The following is a 17,087-nucleotide window of genomic DNA, read 5'->3' on the forward strand; positions in this document are numbered from 1 at the left end:
AATGACTGATATCACAACAGAAAAGGCGCGCATCGGCGCGCCCTCGGCCCAGCCGTTTATCGACGGCTTCACCGAGGAAGGCGAGAACCTCTCGCCCGTCAACACCGGAACAAACACCAGCACGACGGCGGAGCAGCCTTCCGCCGGCCCGCTCGGTGGCGCTTCGGCCAAGAGCCACTCGCACGGTGGCGGCGTGGGCATCCCTGACAGCTCCCGTGCAGGCCGTCTCACTTCGTACAAGCTGGCTGACTTCAAGCCGTTGAACGGCCTCGAGGAAGACTGGCGCTTCACCCCGCTGAAGCGCCTGCGCGGCCTCCACACCGAGGTGCTCAACGGTGCAGCTCCCACTGTCAGCGTCACGGCGCCTGCCGGCGTCGTGGTTGAGACTGTTGGCCGCGACGACAAGCGGATTGGCCAGGCAGCAATCCCGGAGGACCTCGTGTCCGCCAATGCGTGGGAGAACTTTGCCGAAGCCACGGTCGTCACCGTGCCTGCCGAGCTGCAGGCCGAAAGCGAAGTTTCGGTTCTGGTCACCGGCGCCGGCGAGGCACCGTCAGCCCAGCACATCGTGATTGTGGCGGAGCGCTTCTCCAAGGCTGTTGTCGTCCTCGACCACCAGGGAACTGCCGTGGTGTCCGAGAACGTCGAGATCATCGTCGAAGACGGTGCTGAGCTGACCGTTGTTTCGCTCCAGGAATGGGCTGACACAGCGGTTCATGCTTCCTCGCAGCAGGCAAAAATCGGCCGCGACGCCAAGTTCAAGCACATCGTGGTCAGCCTTGGCGGCGACCTCGTGCGTGTTACCCCGTCCACCCGCTTCACCGCACCGGGCGCCGACGTCGAGATGTTCGGTCTCTACTTCGCCGATGCCGGGCAGCACCTGGAGCAGCGCCTGTTCGTTGACCACGCGGTGGCCAACTGCAAGTCGAGGGTCCTCTACAAGGGCGCACTGCAGGGTCGGAATGCACACAGCGTGTGGGTCGGCGACGTCCTCATCCGCAAGGAAGCAGAAGGCACTGACACCTACGAGGCCAACCGCAACCTGGTCCTCACCGATGGCGCCCGCGCAGACTCCGTGCCGAACCTGGAAATCGAAACCGGTTTGATCGAGGGTGCCGGCCACGCCAGCGCCACCGGCCGCTTCGATGACGAGCACTTGTTCTACCTGATGGCCCGTGGCATTCCCGAAAAGGTTGCCCGCCGCCTGGTAGTCCGGGGCTTCCTCAACGAGATCATCCAGCAGATCAAGGTTCCGGCAATCGAAGAGCGCCTGACCGCAGCTGTTGAGCGCGAACTCGCCGCGACCGATAACTAAGACAGGCCAGGCAGGACAACCATGAGTGAAGAAACCAAGGGCGAACTGGTATGCAACGCCAATGACATCCAGGTCAAGCAGGCGCTGCGCGTCCTGATCGATGACTACCCCGTAGCCATCGTGAGGGACTCGATGGGCGAAATCCACGCCATCGGCGATACCTGCTCGCACGCAGACATCTCACTGTCCGAAGGCGAGGTTGAAGGCTGTGCAATCGAGTGCTGGGGACACGGTTCCCAGTTCGACCTGCGCAGCGGCCAGCCCCTCCAGCTGCCTGCCTATGACCCCGTCCCGGTTTTCGCCGTCACCATCGATGGCGACGACGTCTACGTGGACGTGACCAACGTTGTGAACGGTGCCTCGGTAGATAACTACTGAGCACTCAGTACCGCCAGACTTACGAACGAAAAGAAAGAAGAGCATGTCAACTCTTGAGATCAAGGACCTGCACGTCAGCATTGAGACGGAGCAGGGCACCAAGGAGATCCTGAAGGGCGTCAGCCTGACCATCAAGACCGGTGAAACCCACGCGATCATGGGTCCCAACGGTTCGGGCAAGTCCACCCTCGCCTCCACCATCGCCGGCCACCCGCGTTACACGGTGACCAGCGGTACCATCACCCTGGACGGCGAAGACGTCCTGGAGATGAGCGTCGACGAGCGTGCACGTGCAGGCGTTTTCCTGGCCATGCAGTACCCGGTAGAGGTTCCCGGCGTGACCATGACCAACTTCCTGCGTACCGCCAAGACCGCAATCGACGGCGAAGCACCGGCCCTGCGCACCTGGACCAAGGACGTCAAGGCAGCGATGCAGCAGCTTCGCATCGACGCTGACTTCGCGCAGCGCAACGTCAACGAGGGCTTCTCCGGTGGCGAGAAGAAGCGTGTTGAGATCCTTCAGCTGGAACTCTTCAAGCCGAAGTTCGCCGTCCTCGACGAGACCGACTCCGGCCTCGACGTCGACGCCCTGAAGGTTGTATCTGAAGGCGTTAACCGCGCGCACGAAACGGGCAACATGGGCACCCTGCTCATCACCCACTACACGCGCATCCTGCGCTACATCAAGCCCGACTTCGTTCACGTCTTCGTTGACGGCAAAGTTGTGGAAGAGGGCGGCCCCGAGTTGGCAGACCGCCTTGAAGAAGAGGGCTACGACCGCTACGCCGCAGGCGCCGGCGTTGCCGTTGCTCCTGCCGTACAGGCCTAGTTAGGATCATTCCATGACCGAAATCAACGCGGCGCGCACCAGCCTCGAAGACGTCGAGGAAGCGCTCAAGGACGTCATTGACCCGGAACTTGGAGTCAATGTCGTGGACTTGGGACTCCTCTACGGGCTCAAGTACTCCGAAGAGGACGGCGCCCTCCTGATCGACATGACACTGACAACAGCGGCCTGCCCGTTGACGGACGTGCTTGAAGAGCAGGTCGGCAAGTCCCTTGACGGAGTCGTTGACGATTGGCGCCTGAACTGGGTTTGGATGCCGCCGTGGGGTCCCGAGCGGATCACCGACGACGGCAAGGACCAGATGCGGGCCCTCGGCTTCAACATCTGATCAGCATGTTTCACCCGCTGCCGGCGGGCAAAAGAATGGTTCCGGGCGCTGTGCCCGGAACCATTCTTTTGTTAACGCCCGGCTACCTAGGGAGCCGCAACTCCGAACGTGTCGCACTTGTTGATGTCACCCGTGGAGTAGCCCTGGTAGAACCACTTTTGCCGTTGGGCGCTGGAACCGTGCGTCCATGATTCAGGGGACACACGTCCGGTAGCCGCCTTTTGGATGCGGTCATCGCCGACGGCGGAGGCAGCCGAGAGCGCGTCCTGCAGGTCCTGTTCGGTCAGTGGATCCAGGAACGGCTTACCGCTGGCATCGGTTTGCGTCGTTGCATGCCGGACCCACAATCCTGCGTAGCAATCGGCCTGCAGTTCCACCCTGACACCACCGGACTGGGGACCCTGCGGGTCCTGCTGGGCCTTGTCGAGGTTGCCCAGGATGTTCTGCACGTGGTGTCCAAATTCGTGGGCCACCACATATTCCTGCGCCAGGGGACCACCCGAGGAGCCGAAGCGAGTCACCAGTTCATCGAAGAAGCCGGGATCGAAATAGGCTTTCACGTCCGTGGGGCAGTAAAAAGGGCCCACATCCGTTGTGGCGGGGCCGCAGCCAGTGTTGGTTGCTTGGCTGAAAATGACGGTCCCGGGGCGGGAATACTTCACGTTGTACTGGGCCAGATACGTCGGCCAGAACGCGTTGAGGCTGTTCACCGTGCCCGTGATCCGGCAATCCAGTCGCTTGTCGGCGTCGGCGCCTGTCTGGCACTCCTGGAGGCCGCCGGCGCCTGCGGTACCGCTTTCGATGGCAGGCGGTTGGGTACCGCCGCCCGTCAGGTCTCCCAGGATGCTGGGGTTGATCCCGAAAAGGGCCAGGAGCAACACCACAATGCCGCCACCGATTCCACCACCGATCTTGGTTCCGCGGCCCATCCCGCTGCCACGTCGGTCTTCCACCTGGGAAGGGTCAAGCTGCGCACCGTCATTGAAACTCATACAGTCAGAATAGACGTCACTTTTGGTGCTTGGTGTTGGACACTGCCGTAAAATTGGCTGGATGCCATTCCTGGACAAACTTCAGCTCTGGGCCGATGAGCGCCCACACGACACCGCCGTCGTCGTGGGAAATGCCGGGCTCACCTGGGCCGGACTCCGCGACGCCGCAGCAGCGCTGCTCGGCACTGCGGGCGCCACCACTGTTCTTGCCGAACCCAACTCATTGCGTTTCGTGGAACGTTATGCGGCGGCCGTGGCCGGGGAACGGCGGTGTGCTGTCCTTGATCCGCAATGGCCGGCCCACATGGTTGCCGAAGTGACGGAACGCATCCTGGACCCGGGTGCCGCCGAAGGTTTGGGACTTCATGACGGTGATCCGTCCAGCACGTTCCTCATCGGCCTCACCTCCGGAACCACGTCCATCCCCAAGGCCTTCACGCGTTCGCGCAGCTCGTGGCAGGCGTCCTTCGAAGCATCCATAGAGTTCTTTGGCCTCACAACATCGGACCGGACATTGGCCCCGGGACCGTTGTCAGCCAGCCTTAACCTGTACGCCCTCTCGGAGTGCCTGTACGCGGGAGCGGCCTTCCACACGCTTGAATCCTTCGACGTGGGTGAAGCACACTCCGCAATCAGCCATGACGGCATCACGCGCCTGGTCCTTGCACCCACCATGCTGCGGCTGCTCAGCGAACGTGGCCTTGCGGGGGATGTTGACGCTTCGGGCCTTCGAAGCATCATTTGCGCGGGTTCAAAGTTGGACGCCCGCACCTTGGAAGCGGCCCGGCGATGGGCCCCGCATGCCGCAATTTACGAGTACTACGGCGCCTCGGAGTTGAGTTTCGTATCCGGTACCCGGCTCCCTGCGGGCGAACGGCTCGACGCCGGCGGCACCGGCATTGGCAAGCCGTTTCCAGGCGTGGAACTGCGCATCCTGGATGACAAGGGCCGGTCCCTTCCCGACGGCCGGCACGGAAACATCAGCGTGCGCAGTGCAATGGTCAGCAACGGCTACCTGTGGGGCGATGACGGGCAGGCCCTGCGTTGCCTGGACGGTTGGGACACCGTGGGTGACCAAGGCTATGTGGAGGACGGGACCCTCCATATCCTGGGGCGGCGCTCGGACATGATCCTTACTGCCGGTAAGAACGTCTACCCGCACGAGGTGGAGCTTGCCCTCGCCTCGGTTCCGGGGATAGAAGTGGCTGTTGCTGCCGGGGAGCCTGACGATATCCGCGGGCAAAAGGTGATTGCCGGCGTCGTACCTGCCTACGGAGCCGTCACCGCGACGCAGCTGCGCACCGGATTGGACGGACTGCTGGCAAGGGACAAGTGGCCGCTGCAGTTTTTCGTGCTCGCGGAGCTGCCCATGACGGACCGGGGCAAAATCAGCAGGAGTGTCCTTTTGGACTGGATCAAGAACCACGACCCGCGGGCGCAGCCCCTTGGCTGACTCAGCACCCATGAACGTGCACACGGACGAGTCCCTCCAACCGGTGATCATAGCGGCGCTCCGTACCCCCATTTGCCGTGCCAGTGGCCAATTGAAGCACTTCCGCGCGCCGGACCTCCTGGCGCCAGTGATCCGTTCGTTGGTTGAATCGGCGGGCGTGGATGCCGCCGCGGTGGACGACGTCATCATCGGCAACGCGGTGGGCGGCGGGGGAAATGTGGCGCGCTTCGCCGCGCTGCAGGCCGGTTTGCCAATCTCGGTTCCTGGACTCACGGTGGACCGGCAGTGCGGCTCGGGACTGGACGCCATTGCGTTGGCGTCCAGGCTGGTGTCGGCCGGAGGCGACCCGCTGTACCTGGCCGGTGGCGTTGAAAGCATCAGTACCGCTCCCGCCCGGGGCAACAGGAACGACGACGGCGGCCTGGACTTCTACTCGCGCGCCGCCTTTGTGCCAATGCAGTACAGCGACCCGGATATGGGGGTGGCAGCCGAAAACGTGGCACGGAAATATGGGGTATCGCGGGAACGACAGGACGATTACGCGCTCCGCAGCCATCAGAGGGCGCTCAGCGCTGAGGAAGACGGCAGGTTCGTGGACGAGATGGTCCCCCTGGGTGACCGTGGAACGTCGGTGGCCCGGGATGATGGTCCCCGTCCCTCGCTTCGCGCGCCGATGATGGCGCGGTTTCCTGCGGCCTTCGTGCCCGGAGGAACAGTCACAGCAGGGAATTCGTGTTTCGACGCGGACGGTGCCTCCGCCGTCGTCGTTACGTCCCTCAAGCGCGCACGGGCCATGGGCGCGAAGGACGGCTTGCTGGTTTTGGGCTGTGATACCAGCGGTGTAGATCCGGAACTCCTGGGCATCGGTGCTGCGTACGCGGCCGAAAAGCTCCTGTCGGAACTCGACGTGGCACCGGACGACGTCGACCTCGTCGAATTCAATGAAGCATTTGCTGCCCAGACTATTGCGTGCCTGGACCATCTGGGGATCCCGCCGCAACGGGCGAACCTGGACGGTGGAGCGTTGGCGCTGGGCCACGCCTACGGTGCGTCGGGGGCGGTCCTGGTGACTCGCCTCATGGCCCAGGCGCGCCGCCGGTACCTGCAGTCGAGGGAGTCGCCCTTGGGGCTGGCAATGATCAGCATCGCTGGCGGCATGGGAACAGCTGCACTTATGCGGTACTCAAGGCTCTAACGGGTCTTCCGGCTCACCCAGGCCGCGGGCAGCCAACGCATCGCCCGTCTGCCGGGCGTACGCCACGGTAGTGATGAAGACAGGGAGCACCAAGGCCCGGGGGTTGCGCTCCAGGCCACGGGCCCGGGCTGAGTCGCGCACATCGGCGAAAGCTCCGGCGATGAACGGAATGCTCCGCAGCATCACGGCGATGGTCAGGGCAAAGCGTTCGGGGTCGGCTCCAAAGCGCCGGAACGGCTTGGCCAGTGAGACAACGCCATCCAAGAGGTCCTGCACCGGAGTGGTGGCCGTGAGCACGGATGCTGCCACCACGCACACCAGGATATTGAGGACGATCCGGGCCGCCGTGGGTCCTCCGAGTTGCCACCACTGGAACAATCCAATGACCAGCACGATAGGCGCCACCATCCGGATGGCTCCGGCCAGTCGCCGCAGGCCTGCTCCGCTGAGCAGGAACAGGCCACACATGATGCAGAAGACCACCAGGGAAACGGCCCAGTCGACCACCAGGAAGGATGCTGCCCCGCAGGCAGCAACCACCAGGAACTTCAGCAACAGGGGTGCGCGATGGATCACGGAGTTCCCGGGAACGTAGTTGGCGATCAGGAAACCATGGCCCCTCACCTCGGCACGTCGCCTTTCCTGCTGCTGGTCGGAAGCTCGTCCAGCGCCGCCGCGCACAGCATCCGGTACCGTGCGACGCCTTCTTCCGCATCGCCGTCGAATACTATCCGGCCCGACTCGACAACCAGGACACGGTTCATATCCATCGCCAGGTCCAAATCGTGGGTGGACATGATGACCTGCTGGTCCAGGCCTGCGATGGTGCGGCGAAGGAGTTCCCGGTTGCGCAGGTCCAGCAGCGTGGATGGTTCGTCGAGGACCAGCACCTTGGGGTCAACCGCCAGGACGGCCGCCAACGCCAGCAACTGCCGTTCTCCGCCGGAAAGTTCGTAAATACTCTGGTCGGCCAGGCCCAGGAGGCCGAAACGGGCAAGGACTGTTTCGGCCCGGGCAGCGCGTTCTTTGGAGTTCTTGATGGAACGGCGGAGTGAAAGCTCTACGTCTTCACGGCCCGTCGGCATGACCAGCTGCGACAGGGGATCGGTAAACACGAAACCCACGTTTCGCCGAATCCTGCGAACGTTCGCCACGGTGTCATCGCCGTGGACTACGATCCTGCCCTCGCTGGGTGCAACCAAGCCATTGAGCAGGCGCAGCAGTGTGGACTTGCCGGAACCGTTGGCCCCTATGACGCCTATGCGCCGCTCAGTGAGCTCCAGCGAAACGTCATGCAGTAGGGTCTTGGCAGTGTCGCTGCCGTCGACCGAAACGCGTACCGAGACGCCGTCGAAATGGATGGAATTCATGCGGTGATAGTTCCTGGCCTACTTGACCCGACGGACCAGGACATCAGGAAAGGCCTTGTGGATAGCAAGTGCAATGACCACGGCAAGCACGTTCTTGAGAATGTCTCCCGGGTAGAAGGCCAGGTCGACAACGAAAGCCTTGCCAAAGTCCAGTTTGCCGTTCACCATCATGCCCAGTACACCGAGACCGTGGATGATGACGACGCTGCTGACCATGGCGGCGGCGAAAAGCCACAGCCCCCGGTACTTCACCGTCCGGCGGATCACGACGGCGGCCAGGTAGCCGGTAGCGGCAGCGGCCAAGGGGAAGGCCACAATGTAGCCTGCGGAAGGTGTCGCCAGGATCCCCAAGCCGCTGCGTCCACCACTGAAGATGGGCAACCCTGCCAGGCCGAGCAGGACATAAAGCCCGACGGCGGCGAAACCGCGTCCAGCACCCAACACCAGTCCGCTGAGCATCACGGTGAGGGTCACCAAGGTGATCGGGACTCCCAATGCTCCCACCGGGATTCCGGGGACGATCGAGGAGGCTGCGACGAGCGCTGCGAAGACGGCGATAAGGCCGATATCAGTAGCGGTCCACCGCCGACGGTCCGGTGTAGTGGTGCGCTGCGCTGTGGCAGAGTCGGTCTGGCTCATGAAGGGTCCAATCAGGTGTGATGCGGTGCGGTGTGTGCGGAACTTCCCCCTGTCTTCGAGGGTACGGACGCCACGGGACCCTCATTTTGGAGCCTTCCCACAACACACGCCGCGGAATCTTTGAAGGGTGCCCCAAAATTTCGCTGGGCGGGCAAATGCCAGTCCCCGGCCAGGGTACCGGTAGACTTGAACAGGCTGTTCTCACAGCCCACCCCGCCGCAGCTGTCAGGCTCCGCACCTGACCGGGCCCACCGGTCCCCGCAGGCGTTCCCCATTGAAAGGCATCACCCGAATTGATTACCGTCCAGGACCTCGAACTCCGCGCCGGCGCACGCCTGCTCATGGACCAGGTTAACTTCCGGGTGGACAAAGGGGACAAGATTGGCCTCGTTGGGCGCAACGGTGCCGGCAAAACCACCCTCACCCGCGTCCTCGCAGGCGAAGGGCTCCCCGCTGGCGGCAAGGTAACCCGCAGCGGCGAGATCGGCTACCTGCCGCAGGATCCGCGGACACCCGACATGGAGCAGCTCGCCCGCGACCGTATCCTCTCCGCCCGTGGCTTGGATGTCGTGGTGGGCAAACTCAAGAAGGCACACGAGGACATGGCCAGCGAGGACGCCGCCGTCCAGCGTAAAGCCATGGGCCGTTACGACCGTCTCGAGGCAGAATTCCTGGCAGGCGGAGGTTACGCTGCCGAAGCCGAAGCCGCGGCGATCTCTTCGAACCTGGCGCTGCCGGACCGCCTCCTGAACCAGCCGTTGAAAACCCTCTCCGGTGGACAGCGCCGCCGCGTGGAACTGGCACGAATCCTCTACTCCGACGCAGAAACCCTGCTTCTGGACGAACCCACCAACCACTTGGATGCCGACTCCATCACCTGGCTCCGGGACTTCCTGAAGAACCACCAGGGCGGCCTGATCGTGATCAGCCACGACACGGACCTGCTCGAGGCCACCGTCAACAAGGTCTACCTCCTTGATGCCAACCGCGCCCAGATCGACTACTACAACATGGACTGGAAGCGTTACCTGCTCCAGCGCGAAACCGACGAGCGCGCCCGCAAGCGCGAACGTGCCAACGCCGAAAAGAAGGCCCAGGTCCTGATCGACCAGGCGAACAAGATGCGGGCCAAGGCCACCAAGGCAGTAGCAGCCCAGAACATGGCCAAGCGTGCCGAGCGGCTCCTTAGCGGCCTGGAAGCTGTCCGTGAGAACGATCGCGTAGCAGCACTGCGCTTCCCGGATCCTTCACCGTGCGGCAAGACCCCTCTCACGGCCGAAGGACTCAGCAAGTCCTACGGCTCGCTGGAAATCTTCACGGATGTGGACCTGGCCATCGACCGTGGCTCCAAGGTGGTTATCCTGGGCCTCAACGGTGCCGGCAAGACCACCCTGCTGCGCATGCTCGCCGGAGTCGACAAGCCCGACACAGGCGACATCATCCCCGGGCACGGCCTCAAGGTGGGGTACTACGCCCAGGAGCACGAAACCCTGGATGTTGATCGCACCGTTCTCGAGAACATGCGCTCATCGGCGCCGGACATGAAAGACGCCGAAGTCCGCGGCATCCTGGGTTCGTTCCTTTTCTCGGGCGACGACGTCGACAAGCCCGCCGGTGTGCTTTCGGGTGGAGAAAAGACGCGCCTGGCCCTGGCCACCATCGTTGCCTCCAGCGCCAACGTTCTGCTGCTGGACGAACCCACCAACAACCTCGACCCTGCCAGCCGCGCCGAAATCCTGGGCGCGCTCAAGAACTACAGCGGCGCCGTCGTCATGGTCAGCCACGACGAAGGTGCCGTGTCGGCGCTGAACCCGGAACGCGTAGTGCTGCTTCCTGACGGCGTTGAGGACCACTGGAACGAGGACTACCTGGACCTCATTACGCTGGCGTAAGCGTCGCCTAGCGGACCGGCAAAGGTTCGGCGTCGGTGATGCGCGCCAGCTCTTCGTAGCTGATAGAGAACATGGAGTTGTGGTCTCCGGCTCCTGCCCAGAGCAGTGGGAATTCCCGCAGCGAACTGTCAAGGATGGTTCGGAGTTTTTGAGGGTGGCCTATGGGGGCTACACCGCCAACTTCCTGACCGGTGTGCTTCAGCACGAATTCCGGTGTGGCGCGGCGGATCTTGCCCGTGCCCAACTGTGCTGCAACCAATGCTGTATCAACCTTGGCGGCGCCGCTGGCAAGGATGAGCAGGGGAGCTCCGTCGAGCTCGAAGATCAGGCTGTTGGTGATTGCGGCGACGTCGCAGCCCAACACGGAAGCAGCGGCGGCCGCCGTGGGAACCTTGTCCTCGAAGATTTGCACCGTGTCCGAAACTCCGGCGGCAGTCAGGGCTGACTTTACGTTCAGTACAGGATCCGGAATCATTCAGTAGCCTTGGGCATCAAGGATGGCGTCTTCCTCTTCTTCGGACGTGGGCCTCTTGTTCTTTCGCGCCACCGGGGTGCGGGGCTTGGGTGTCCCGCCGGCGGCGGCAATGATCCCGTCGTCCTCTTCCTCTTCGGCGTCGATTGCCGCGTTGCGGGCCTGCTGGCGGGCGGCATAGCCGAAACCGATAAACATCAGCACACCGAAAGCGAACCATTGCAAGGAGTACGAAAGGTGCGTACCCTCTTCCGTGGCCGGCTTCGGGAACGGAGTGGGCATCGGTTGCACCGCGGGATCCTCACTGGCCAACTGCCCGTAGGCTCCCGTGGCGATGGGGTACGGGAGTTCTTTGGCGAAGCCGGCAAGGTCGATTGAGGCGAGCTGCCCATCCACGGCGCCGCGGTCAAGCTTCGGCTCGGCAGGTTTCAGCCGGGCGACTACGGTGACTTCGCCCGCCGGAGGAGCCGGCACGACGTCGGGTCGGCCGGGCGTGTTGTTGCCGATCGGCAACCAGCCACGGTCAATCACCACGTTCTCGCCGGTGCTTAGCCGGAAGGGAACCACGACGTCGTAGCCCGGCTGGCCGTTCAGCGGACGGTTACGGACGACCCGCTGCCCGTCGAGGTCGTAGCTGCCCCGCAGCTGGACCTGTGTCCACTCGCGTTCGGGGTCCAGGGCACGGAACTGGTCACTGATCTCAGAGAAGGGGATGGGGTTCGCTGAGTAGTTGCTGACCACGCGGTTGATTTCGGCAAGGGTCTCGGCCCTGCGGTCCATCTGCCAGCGCCCCAGGAAGACGCATGCGGTGGCAAAGATCACGGCCAGGACAAAATATCCCAGCCACTTGCTGGAGAACAGGAAACGGTACATTCAGCCGGCCTCGTTCGCAGGGTCCTGGTGGGCCACGAAGGGCACGGTTTCCTTCCACAGGCCGCGGGTCTGAAGGTAGTCTTCCAGCCACTCCCGGTGGTCCCCGCAGGAGAGCCACACTTTCCGCCGCTCGGGAGTATGGATGCGTGGGTTGTTCCACAGAAGCTGCCACTGAGCACCGGCACGGCATCCCTTCCTCGAGCATGTCGCCCGTCCCTGGGCCTGTCGGGATTCCTGGTCAGACAGACCAGGTCCGCCGAGGCTAAAGATGTTCATGAAGTCGCCTGTTCATCGCCGGGTTTCCCGGCCTCGCTTGCTTCGTCACTGGTGTGTTCGGCACTGCTGGACGGCGGATCATCATCCACCAGCTCGCCTTGGAGCACCGTTGGCGTGTCCGCGGATCCATCGTCCGCAGCTTGGTATGGCCTTTCGATTTCCGGCACCGCCACGTAATCCAGGAGGGACTCGCTGTGCACCTCGGCCTTGTCGCTGCCATTGGCGATGACGACGGCAATCCAAGGAAGGAAGACAGCACCTGCAATGGCGATGATTTTAAACCAGCCGTCCACCACAAAGATCAGGATGATGCAGACCATGCGGATTCCCATGGCGATCGCATACTTGGCCATGCGCTGGCGCATGTCCTCGGAGTGGGCAGCTGCCGCATCGGTGATGCTGTGGACTTCGGGGTCGCCGGAAACAGCGTCCGGATCTCCGGGCACTTGCTGCAGGGGACTGCTTCCTGGGGTCACAGTTGAATCATCACGCTCCAAAGGCCTCTTCCAATTCTCTCACCAAGCCGGTAGCCACCCAAACCGCGCAGTGCCCTTCATGCCCGCAGGTTGCTGCGCATGGCGGATAGGATCGACAAAGGAAAATCCCTGCCGCAGCGGCACCGAATGCCGCGGAACCTGGAGCACATGTATGTCTGAAGCAGTATCGGCCCCCCGCAGCGTCCTCATTACCGGTGGCAACCGCGGCATCGGCCTCGCCATCGCCCAATCTTTCCTCGCCAACGGCGACAAGGTCGCTGTCACTTACCGCAGTGAAACAGAACTGCCTGAGGGAATCCTGGGCGTCAAAGCCGACGTGACCGATGAAGCTTCGATTGATGCAGCATTCAAGATCATCGAGGAAGCGCACGGCCCGGTCGAGGTGCTGGTGGCGAATGCGGGGATCACCAAGGACACCCTGCTGCTGCGCATGAGCGAAGAGGACTTCACGTCGGTCCTGGACACCAACCTGACCGGCGCATTCCGCGTCATCAAGAGGGCCTCCAAGGGGATGATCCGTTTGCGGAAGGGCCGCGTGGTCCTGATTTCGTCCGTGTCGGGCCTTTACGGCGCTCCTGGCCAGATCAACTACTCCGCGTCCAAGGCCGGAATGGTGGGTATCGCGCGGTCGCTGACCCGCGAACTCGGTAGCCGCGGGATCACCGCGAACGTCGTAGCTCCGGGCTTCATCAATACCGACATGACTGCGGAACTGCCCGAAGAAACGCAGAAGTCGTATCTGGCCAACGTTCCGGCCGGCCGCTTCGCGGAGGCAGCTGAAGTAGCCGACGTCGTCCGCTGGGTAGCCAGCGACGAGGCTGCCTACATTTCAGGCGCTGTCATCCCCGTGGACGGCGGACTGGGAATGGGCCACTAGCCACTACGGCAGTTTTTTGTCCGGGGGCGACAAAGGCTTTGGTCCGTGCCACTGGCAAGATGGAAACCGAGTCCACGGAATTTGGATGAAGTGAACAAAAGGAGCACGAATGGGAATGCTGGATAACAAGACCGCGATCGTCACGGGGTCCTCCCGTGGTATCGGCGCGGAAGTTGCCAAGATCCTCGCTGGCGAGGGTGCCGCCGTCGTCGTCAACTACCGCCAAAAGGCGCCCCGCGCCAACAAGGTTGTAGCTGACATCCAGGCGGCTGGCGGCCGGGCTGCGGCCGTGGGAGCGGACCTCACCACGGACGAAGGCGTACACGCCCTGGCCAGCACCGCGATGGAGGAATTCGGCTCCTTGGACATCCTGGTGCTCAATGCTTCGGGCGGCATGGAATCCGGCATGGAGGAAGGCTACGCGCTCAAATTGAACCGCGACGCCCAGGTCAACATGCTCAATGCCGCTGTGCCGCTGATGCCGGAGGGCTCGCGGGTTGTCTTCGTCACCAGCCACCAGGCCCACTTTGTGGAAACCGTGCCCACGATGCCCGAATACGAGCCCGTTGCCAAGAGCAAGCGTGCCGGCGAGGACGCACTGCGCGCCCTCCTGCCGAACCTGGCCGACAAGGGCATCTCCTTGGTGGTCGTTTCCGGTGACATGATCGAAGGAACAGTGACTGCCACCCTCCTGGACCGTTCAAATCCAGGCGCCATCGAAGCACGCCGCGCCGAAGCCGGAAAGCTCTACTCCGTACAGGAGTTTGCCGCGGAGGTTGCCAAAATGGTTACCGCCGACGTGGAATCGGGACACACCGAATACGTTGGCGGCTCTGACTACTTCAACAAGTCAGGCGAGTAGCAGCAGTAGATCGCCTCATACGGAACGGCCCGGGACAGCGTCCCGGGCCGTTCCGCTTTAAGTCTCCGGCTGCATTTCGAGGTAGAACAATGCTCGATGACAATTAGATAAATATCACCAAAAACCGCGTCACGAATTTCAAAAATCTGTTTCGCGCTTTTCCTTTTGCATTTGTTCCGGACGTCTGATTGACTCTGAAAAGCGCCTCCTTCGAGGCCTGTCACACAGGAGTTTCTTTGGACTTACTACTGCATGCGGATGATATCCATGCGTCCTATGAACAACGGCAAATCCTCAATGGGGTCAGCCTTTCGCTGAATCGCAGCGAAATTCTCGGCATGATCGGAACCAACGGCGCCGGAAAAACAACGCTCATGGGCGTCCTCGCAGGAACCCATCAACACCAGGCCGGCCACATCATGCTGGCGGGGGAGAAGTATCGGCCTGAGTCCGCAGAGGAAGCGCGAGCTTGCGGCGTCGGGCTCATCCCGCAGAACTTCCGGTTGGACCCGGAATTGACCATCGCCAAGGCAATCTTTCGAGGAACATTCCAGGCCGGCAAGCCCCATGAAGAACTCCGCGGCCGGGCCGCCGAACTGATCCGGGACATCGGCGTCACCATGGATCCGGACGCCAAAGTGGGCACCCTGATCCGCGCCGAGCAGGCTCTTGTGGAAGTTCTCAGGATGGTTGCCGAAGAAGCCCAGTTGGTCATCATGGACGAGGTCGCCGCGTCACTTCCGGACCACGATGTTGCCGTCCTTCATCAGGTCCTGCGCATGCTGACCAGGCAAGGCCGCGCAATTATCTACATCACCCATCGCCTGGACGAGGTCCGTTCCATCGCCCACCGCATCGCCGTGCTCAGGGATGGCAGGGTCCATAAAGTCCTGGAAGCCAGCCGGACCAACGTCGACGAACTGGCGTTCCTGCTCCTCAATCACGAGCTGGAAGGCAACGCCAGGCCCACCGGGCGATCAGACACGGAGGAGGCCTTGCGCGTGGTCGACCTTAGCGTCGATGACGCCGTGAGGGGAGTCTCCTTTGACGTCTCCAAGGGGGAGTTTTTCGGACTGGTGGGAACACATCGCTCCGGCGTATATCAGCTGGTCGAGGCATTGGCAGGCGTACATCCAAGCACCTCCGGCGAGATCCGCATACGGGGTGAGCGCGTGGAGATCCGCGGGGTCCACGACGCAGCCAGGCTGAAGATCGGCTACCTCTCGGATTCGGCCGGGTCGGTGCCGACCGACGCCAGCATCACCGAAGGCCTGCAGAGCGGGAGCAACCCAAACCGGGCCCTGGAGGAGGAGATCGCCACCTTACGGAGCGTGGTTGAAGTGGTTCGCCGCATGCGCATCAACACCACCAACATCCACGGTGCCTTGGACACACTTTCCGGAGGTGACCGGCAAAAGGTGCAGCTGGCCAAATGGATGAGTGCCGGCTGCGATGTGCTGATCCTCAGCCACCCCAGCCGTGGCATCGATATTGGCGCCAAGGAAGTCGTCTACGAGATGCTGAGCGAACTCAGCGGGCTCGGGGTCGCGATCATCCTGTTGTCGTCGGATTTGTCGGAGTTGGTTGGCTGGTGCCATCGGATTGGGGTGATGCGCGAGGGCGAGCTGGTCACCATTGAGGCCAATGCCAACACGAACGAGGACGTCTTGGTCCACCACATGCTGGGCGTGAAGTTTGAGTCGGGGACCAGAGACGCGCGGCGGGTCATGACCTGAACAGCAGCCGGCTATCCGGAAGTGGTTACTGATGACGAAAAAGGACGGTCGCGGCATTCGCGGCCGTCCTTTCCCGTTCAAAACGCAGGAGCTAGATACTGACGCCCTTGGAGATGCTGCTGAGTTTGTGGCGTGCCAGGGCCAGGTTCGCGTACGTGCGATCAAGCACCAAATACACGAAAAGGCCTTTGGAGCCTTCAGAGTTCAGGACGTTGATCAGGTGGTACTGGGTGCCCAGGGTGATGAGGATGTCTTCGATGTTGCTGTCCAGCTTCAGATCCGCCATGGTCCGCAGTTTTGAACTGACCACGTTGGAGTTGCCGGCCGCGGCCACCCCGAGGTCGAAGCCGGGGTTTCCCCCCTGCGCCAGGGCCATCCCGCTGGAGTAGTCAACGATGGCCGCCCCCGTAGCGCCCTCTATGGACAGCAGTTGCTTCATGGCGTCATCAAGTGAGCTCATAATGGATTCTTCCTGTTCTTTTTCGTCATGGCTGGAATCCGTGAAGTACATGGTTCGGGTCTCCTGGTACCGAGGCGTTCCGCTCGAAGATTCAGGCTCGAACACCTCCGCTGCCGGCAGTTCGTCCCCATGAGGTTCGACCCCGAGGAATTCATGAAGTGGTGTCGGACTTTCTTCTGCGGCAAAGGACGTCAATTCCCCGGCATCCAGGCCGTCACTACGCTTCCACCATTTCCATGTGCGCCCCGAACGGTCCACCGCCTGCCCTGCACTTCCTTCATCCCGGACCGTTATTGCATAACGGATGTCCTTTTGAAGTTCTCATCCTCACACACGGAAATGGGCGCAGCATATTCCACTGGACATTTAATGCGATTGAGTGACAATCGAATAAACTAACGCGAATTCACCGTCATGAAATGCAATGCGCCTACACTTATGCGCTTTCAATCTCATGGCAAAGAGGGCAGGAGCCAAGGAAGACTACGGCCACCTAGATGTACTAACCCGGTAGGTTGGTGACGCGGCTGGCTGGGGAGGCGCCTTTGAGTGCCGTGTGTGGCCTGCTGCGATTGTAGTGCTCGATGAAGTCCTGGTAACAGGCTTGGCGTTCGGTTTCTGAGGT

General features: G+C 62.3%; 20 protein-coding genes. 10 read left to right on the forward strand and 10 right to left on the reverse strand.

Features of this window, described 5'->3' with window-relative positions; all coding sequences use genetic code 11:
- The first annotated feature begins 1 nt into the window (after position 1).
- From sufD to LRQ04_RS18405, 4 genes are read left to right on the forward strand one after another with little or no spacing between them, the layout of a single operon-like run.
- Entirely contained in the window at positions 2 to 1,315 is a 1,314-nt protein-coding gene (gene sufD / locus LRQ04_RS18390; protein WP_235521746.1) for a Fe-S cluster assembly protein SufD, read from the forward strand.
- Positions 1,316 to 1,336: 21 nt separating this feature from the next.
- Positions 1,337 to 1,693 carry a non-heme iron oxygenase ferredoxin subunit gene (locus LRQ04_RS18395; protein WP_235521747.1) on the forward strand — a complete coding sequence of 119 codons (357 nt, stop codon included), beginning with the start codon at positions 1,337 to 1,339 and terminating at the stop codon, positions 1,691 to 1,693.
- Positions 1,694 to 1,736: 43 nt separating this feature from the next.
- Positions 1,737 to 2,522 carry a Fe-S cluster assembly ATPase SufC gene (sufC, locus tag LRQ04_RS18400; RefSeq protein ID WP_235521748.1) on the forward strand — a complete coding sequence of 262 codons (786 nt, stop codon included), beginning with the start codon at positions 1,737 to 1,739 and terminating at the stop codon, positions 2,520 to 2,522.
- 13 nt (positions 2,523 to 2,535) lie between these two features.
- A complete protein-coding gene (locus LRQ04_RS18405; protein ID WP_235521749.1) occupies positions 2,536 to 2,868 on the forward strand; it encodes a metal-sulfur cluster assembly factor in 333 nt (110 codons plus the stop codon).
- A gap of 86 nt (positions 2,869 to 2,954) precedes the next feature.
- On the opposite strand, the gene LRQ04_RS18410 is transcribed toward LRQ04_RS18405, so the two are convergent.
- On the reverse strand, positions 2,955 to 3,860 hold the full coding sequence (locus LRQ04_RS18410; RefSeq protein WP_235521750.1) for a neutral zinc metallopeptidase: 906 nt from the start codon (positions 3,858 to 3,860) through the stop codon (positions 2,955 to 2,957).
- Between the two features lie 61 nt (positions 3,861 to 3,921).
- On the opposite strand from LRQ04_RS18410, the gene LRQ04_RS18415 reads away from it, so the two are divergent.
- Entirely contained in the window at positions 3,922 to 5,313 is a 1,392-nt protein-coding gene (locus LRQ04_RS18415) for a class I adenylate-forming enzyme family protein (protein WP_235521751.1), read from the forward strand.
- A gap of 10 nt (positions 5,314 to 5,323) precedes the next feature.
- Positions 5,324 to 6,508 (forward strand): thiolase family protein, encoded by a 1,185-nt coding sequence (locus tag LRQ04_RS18420; RefSeq protein WP_235521769.1) that lies wholly within the window; start codon positions 5,324 to 5,326, stop codon positions 6,506 to 6,508.
- Here LRQ04_RS18420 and LRQ04_RS18425 read toward each other — a convergent pair.
- The 3 genes from LRQ04_RS18425 to LRQ04_RS18435 are packed head-to-tail and all read right to left on the reverse strand — an operon-like array spanning position 6,497 to position 8,517.
- Positions 6,497 to 7,132, reverse strand: a complete 636-nt coding sequence (locus tag LRQ04_RS18425; protein WP_235521752.1) for an energy-coupling factor transporter transmembrane protein EcfT — start codon at positions 7,130 to 7,132, stop codon at positions 6,497 to 6,499. The genes LRQ04_RS18420 and LRQ04_RS18425 overlap by 12 nt on opposite strands.
- Positions 7,129 to 7,878 carry an energy-coupling factor ABC transporter ATP-binding protein gene (locus tag LRQ04_RS18430; RefSeq protein WP_235521753.1) on the reverse strand — a complete coding sequence of 250 codons (750 nt, stop codon included), beginning with the start codon at positions 7,876 to 7,878 and terminating at the stop codon, positions 7,129 to 7,131. Before LRQ04_RS18430 ends, LRQ04_RS18425 begins: the two co-directional genes overlap by 4 nt.
- Positions 7,879 to 7,896: 18 nt before the next feature.
- Positions 7,897 to 8,517, reverse strand: coding sequence for a biotin transporter BioY (locus tag LRQ04_RS18435; RefSeq protein WP_235521754.1), 621 nt, complete (start codon positions 8,515 to 8,517; stop codon positions 7,897 to 7,899).
- A 293-nt stretch (positions 8,518 to 8,810) separates the two neighbouring features.
- Here LRQ04_RS18435 and LRQ04_RS18440 point away from each other — a divergent pair, with 293 nt between their 5' ends.
- Positions 8,811 to 10,409: an ABC-F family ATP-binding cassette domain-containing protein gene (locus LRQ04_RS18440; protein ID WP_211712652.1), complete on the forward strand. Its 1,599-nt coding sequence runs from the start codon at positions 8,811 to 8,813 to the stop codon at positions 10,407 to 10,409.
- 7 nt (positions 10,410 to 10,416) lie between these two features.
- On the opposite strand, the gene LRQ04_RS18445 is transcribed toward LRQ04_RS18440, so the two are convergent.
- From LRQ04_RS18445 to LRQ04_RS18460, 4 genes are read right to left on the reverse strand one after another with little or no spacing between them, the layout of a single operon-like run.
- Positions 10,417 to 10,884, reverse strand: a complete 468-nt coding sequence (locus LRQ04_RS18445) for a YbaK/EbsC family protein (RefSeq protein WP_235521755.1) — start codon at positions 10,882 to 10,884, stop codon at positions 10,417 to 10,419.
- Positions 10,885 to 11,754: an SURF1 family protein gene (locus LRQ04_RS18450; protein ID WP_235521756.1), complete on the reverse strand. Its 870-nt coding sequence runs from the start codon at positions 11,752 to 11,754 to the stop codon at positions 10,885 to 10,887.
- Positions 11,755 to 12,030, reverse strand: a complete 276-nt coding sequence (locus LRQ04_RS18455) for a hypothetical protein (protein ID WP_235521757.1) — start codon at positions 12,028 to 12,030, stop codon at positions 11,755 to 11,757.
- Positions 12,027 to 12,527 carry a DUF3099 domain-containing protein gene (locus LRQ04_RS18460; protein WP_235521758.1) on the reverse strand — a complete coding sequence of 167 codons (501 nt, stop codon included), beginning with the start codon at positions 12,525 to 12,527 and terminating at the stop codon, positions 12,027 to 12,029. Before LRQ04_RS18460 ends, LRQ04_RS18455 begins: the two co-directional genes overlap by 4 nt.
- Before the next feature lie 151 nt (positions 12,528 to 12,678).
- Between LRQ04_RS18460 and LRQ04_RS18465 the strand changes: the two genes are divergently transcribed.
- The 3 genes from LRQ04_RS18465 (at position 12,679) to LRQ04_RS18475 (ending at position 16,002) form a co-directional block, all read left to right on the forward strand.
- A complete protein-coding gene (locus LRQ04_RS18465; protein WP_235521759.1) occupies positions 12,679 to 13,404 on the forward strand; it encodes a beta-ketoacyl-ACP reductase in 726 nt (241 codons plus the stop codon).
- 109 nt (positions 13,405 to 13,513) lie between these two features.
- Positions 13,514 to 14,266: an SDR family oxidoreductase gene (locus LRQ04_RS18470; protein WP_235521760.1), complete on the forward strand. Its 753-nt coding sequence runs from the start codon at positions 13,514 to 13,516 to the stop codon at positions 14,264 to 14,266.
- A gap of 236 nt (positions 14,267 to 14,502) precedes the next feature.
- Complete coding sequence (locus tag LRQ04_RS18475; RefSeq protein ID WP_255774368.1) at positions 14,503 to 16,002, forward strand: ATP-binding cassette domain-containing protein; 1,500 nt, start codon at positions 14,503 to 14,505, stop codon at positions 16,000 to 16,002.
- A 91-nt stretch (positions 16,003 to 16,093) separates the two neighbouring features.
- Here LRQ04_RS18475 and LRQ04_RS18480 read toward each other — a convergent pair whose 3' ends face one another.
- Complete coding sequence (locus LRQ04_RS18480) at positions 16,094 to 16,462, reverse strand: hypothetical protein (RefSeq protein ID WP_235521762.1); 369 nt, start codon at positions 16,460 to 16,462, stop codon at positions 16,094 to 16,096.
- Positions 16,463 to 16,964: 502 nt separating this feature from the next.
- Positions 16,965 to 17,087 (reverse strand): integrase core domain-containing protein (locus LRQ04_RS20800; protein WP_374198948.1); only part of this gene is annotated, 123 nt, incomplete at its 5' end.

The sequence above is a fragment of the Paenarthrobacter sp. AR 02 genome (assembly GCF_021538675.1).
Classification (GTDB): Bacteria; Actinomycetota; Actinomycetes; order Actinomycetales; family Micrococcaceae; genus Arthrobacter.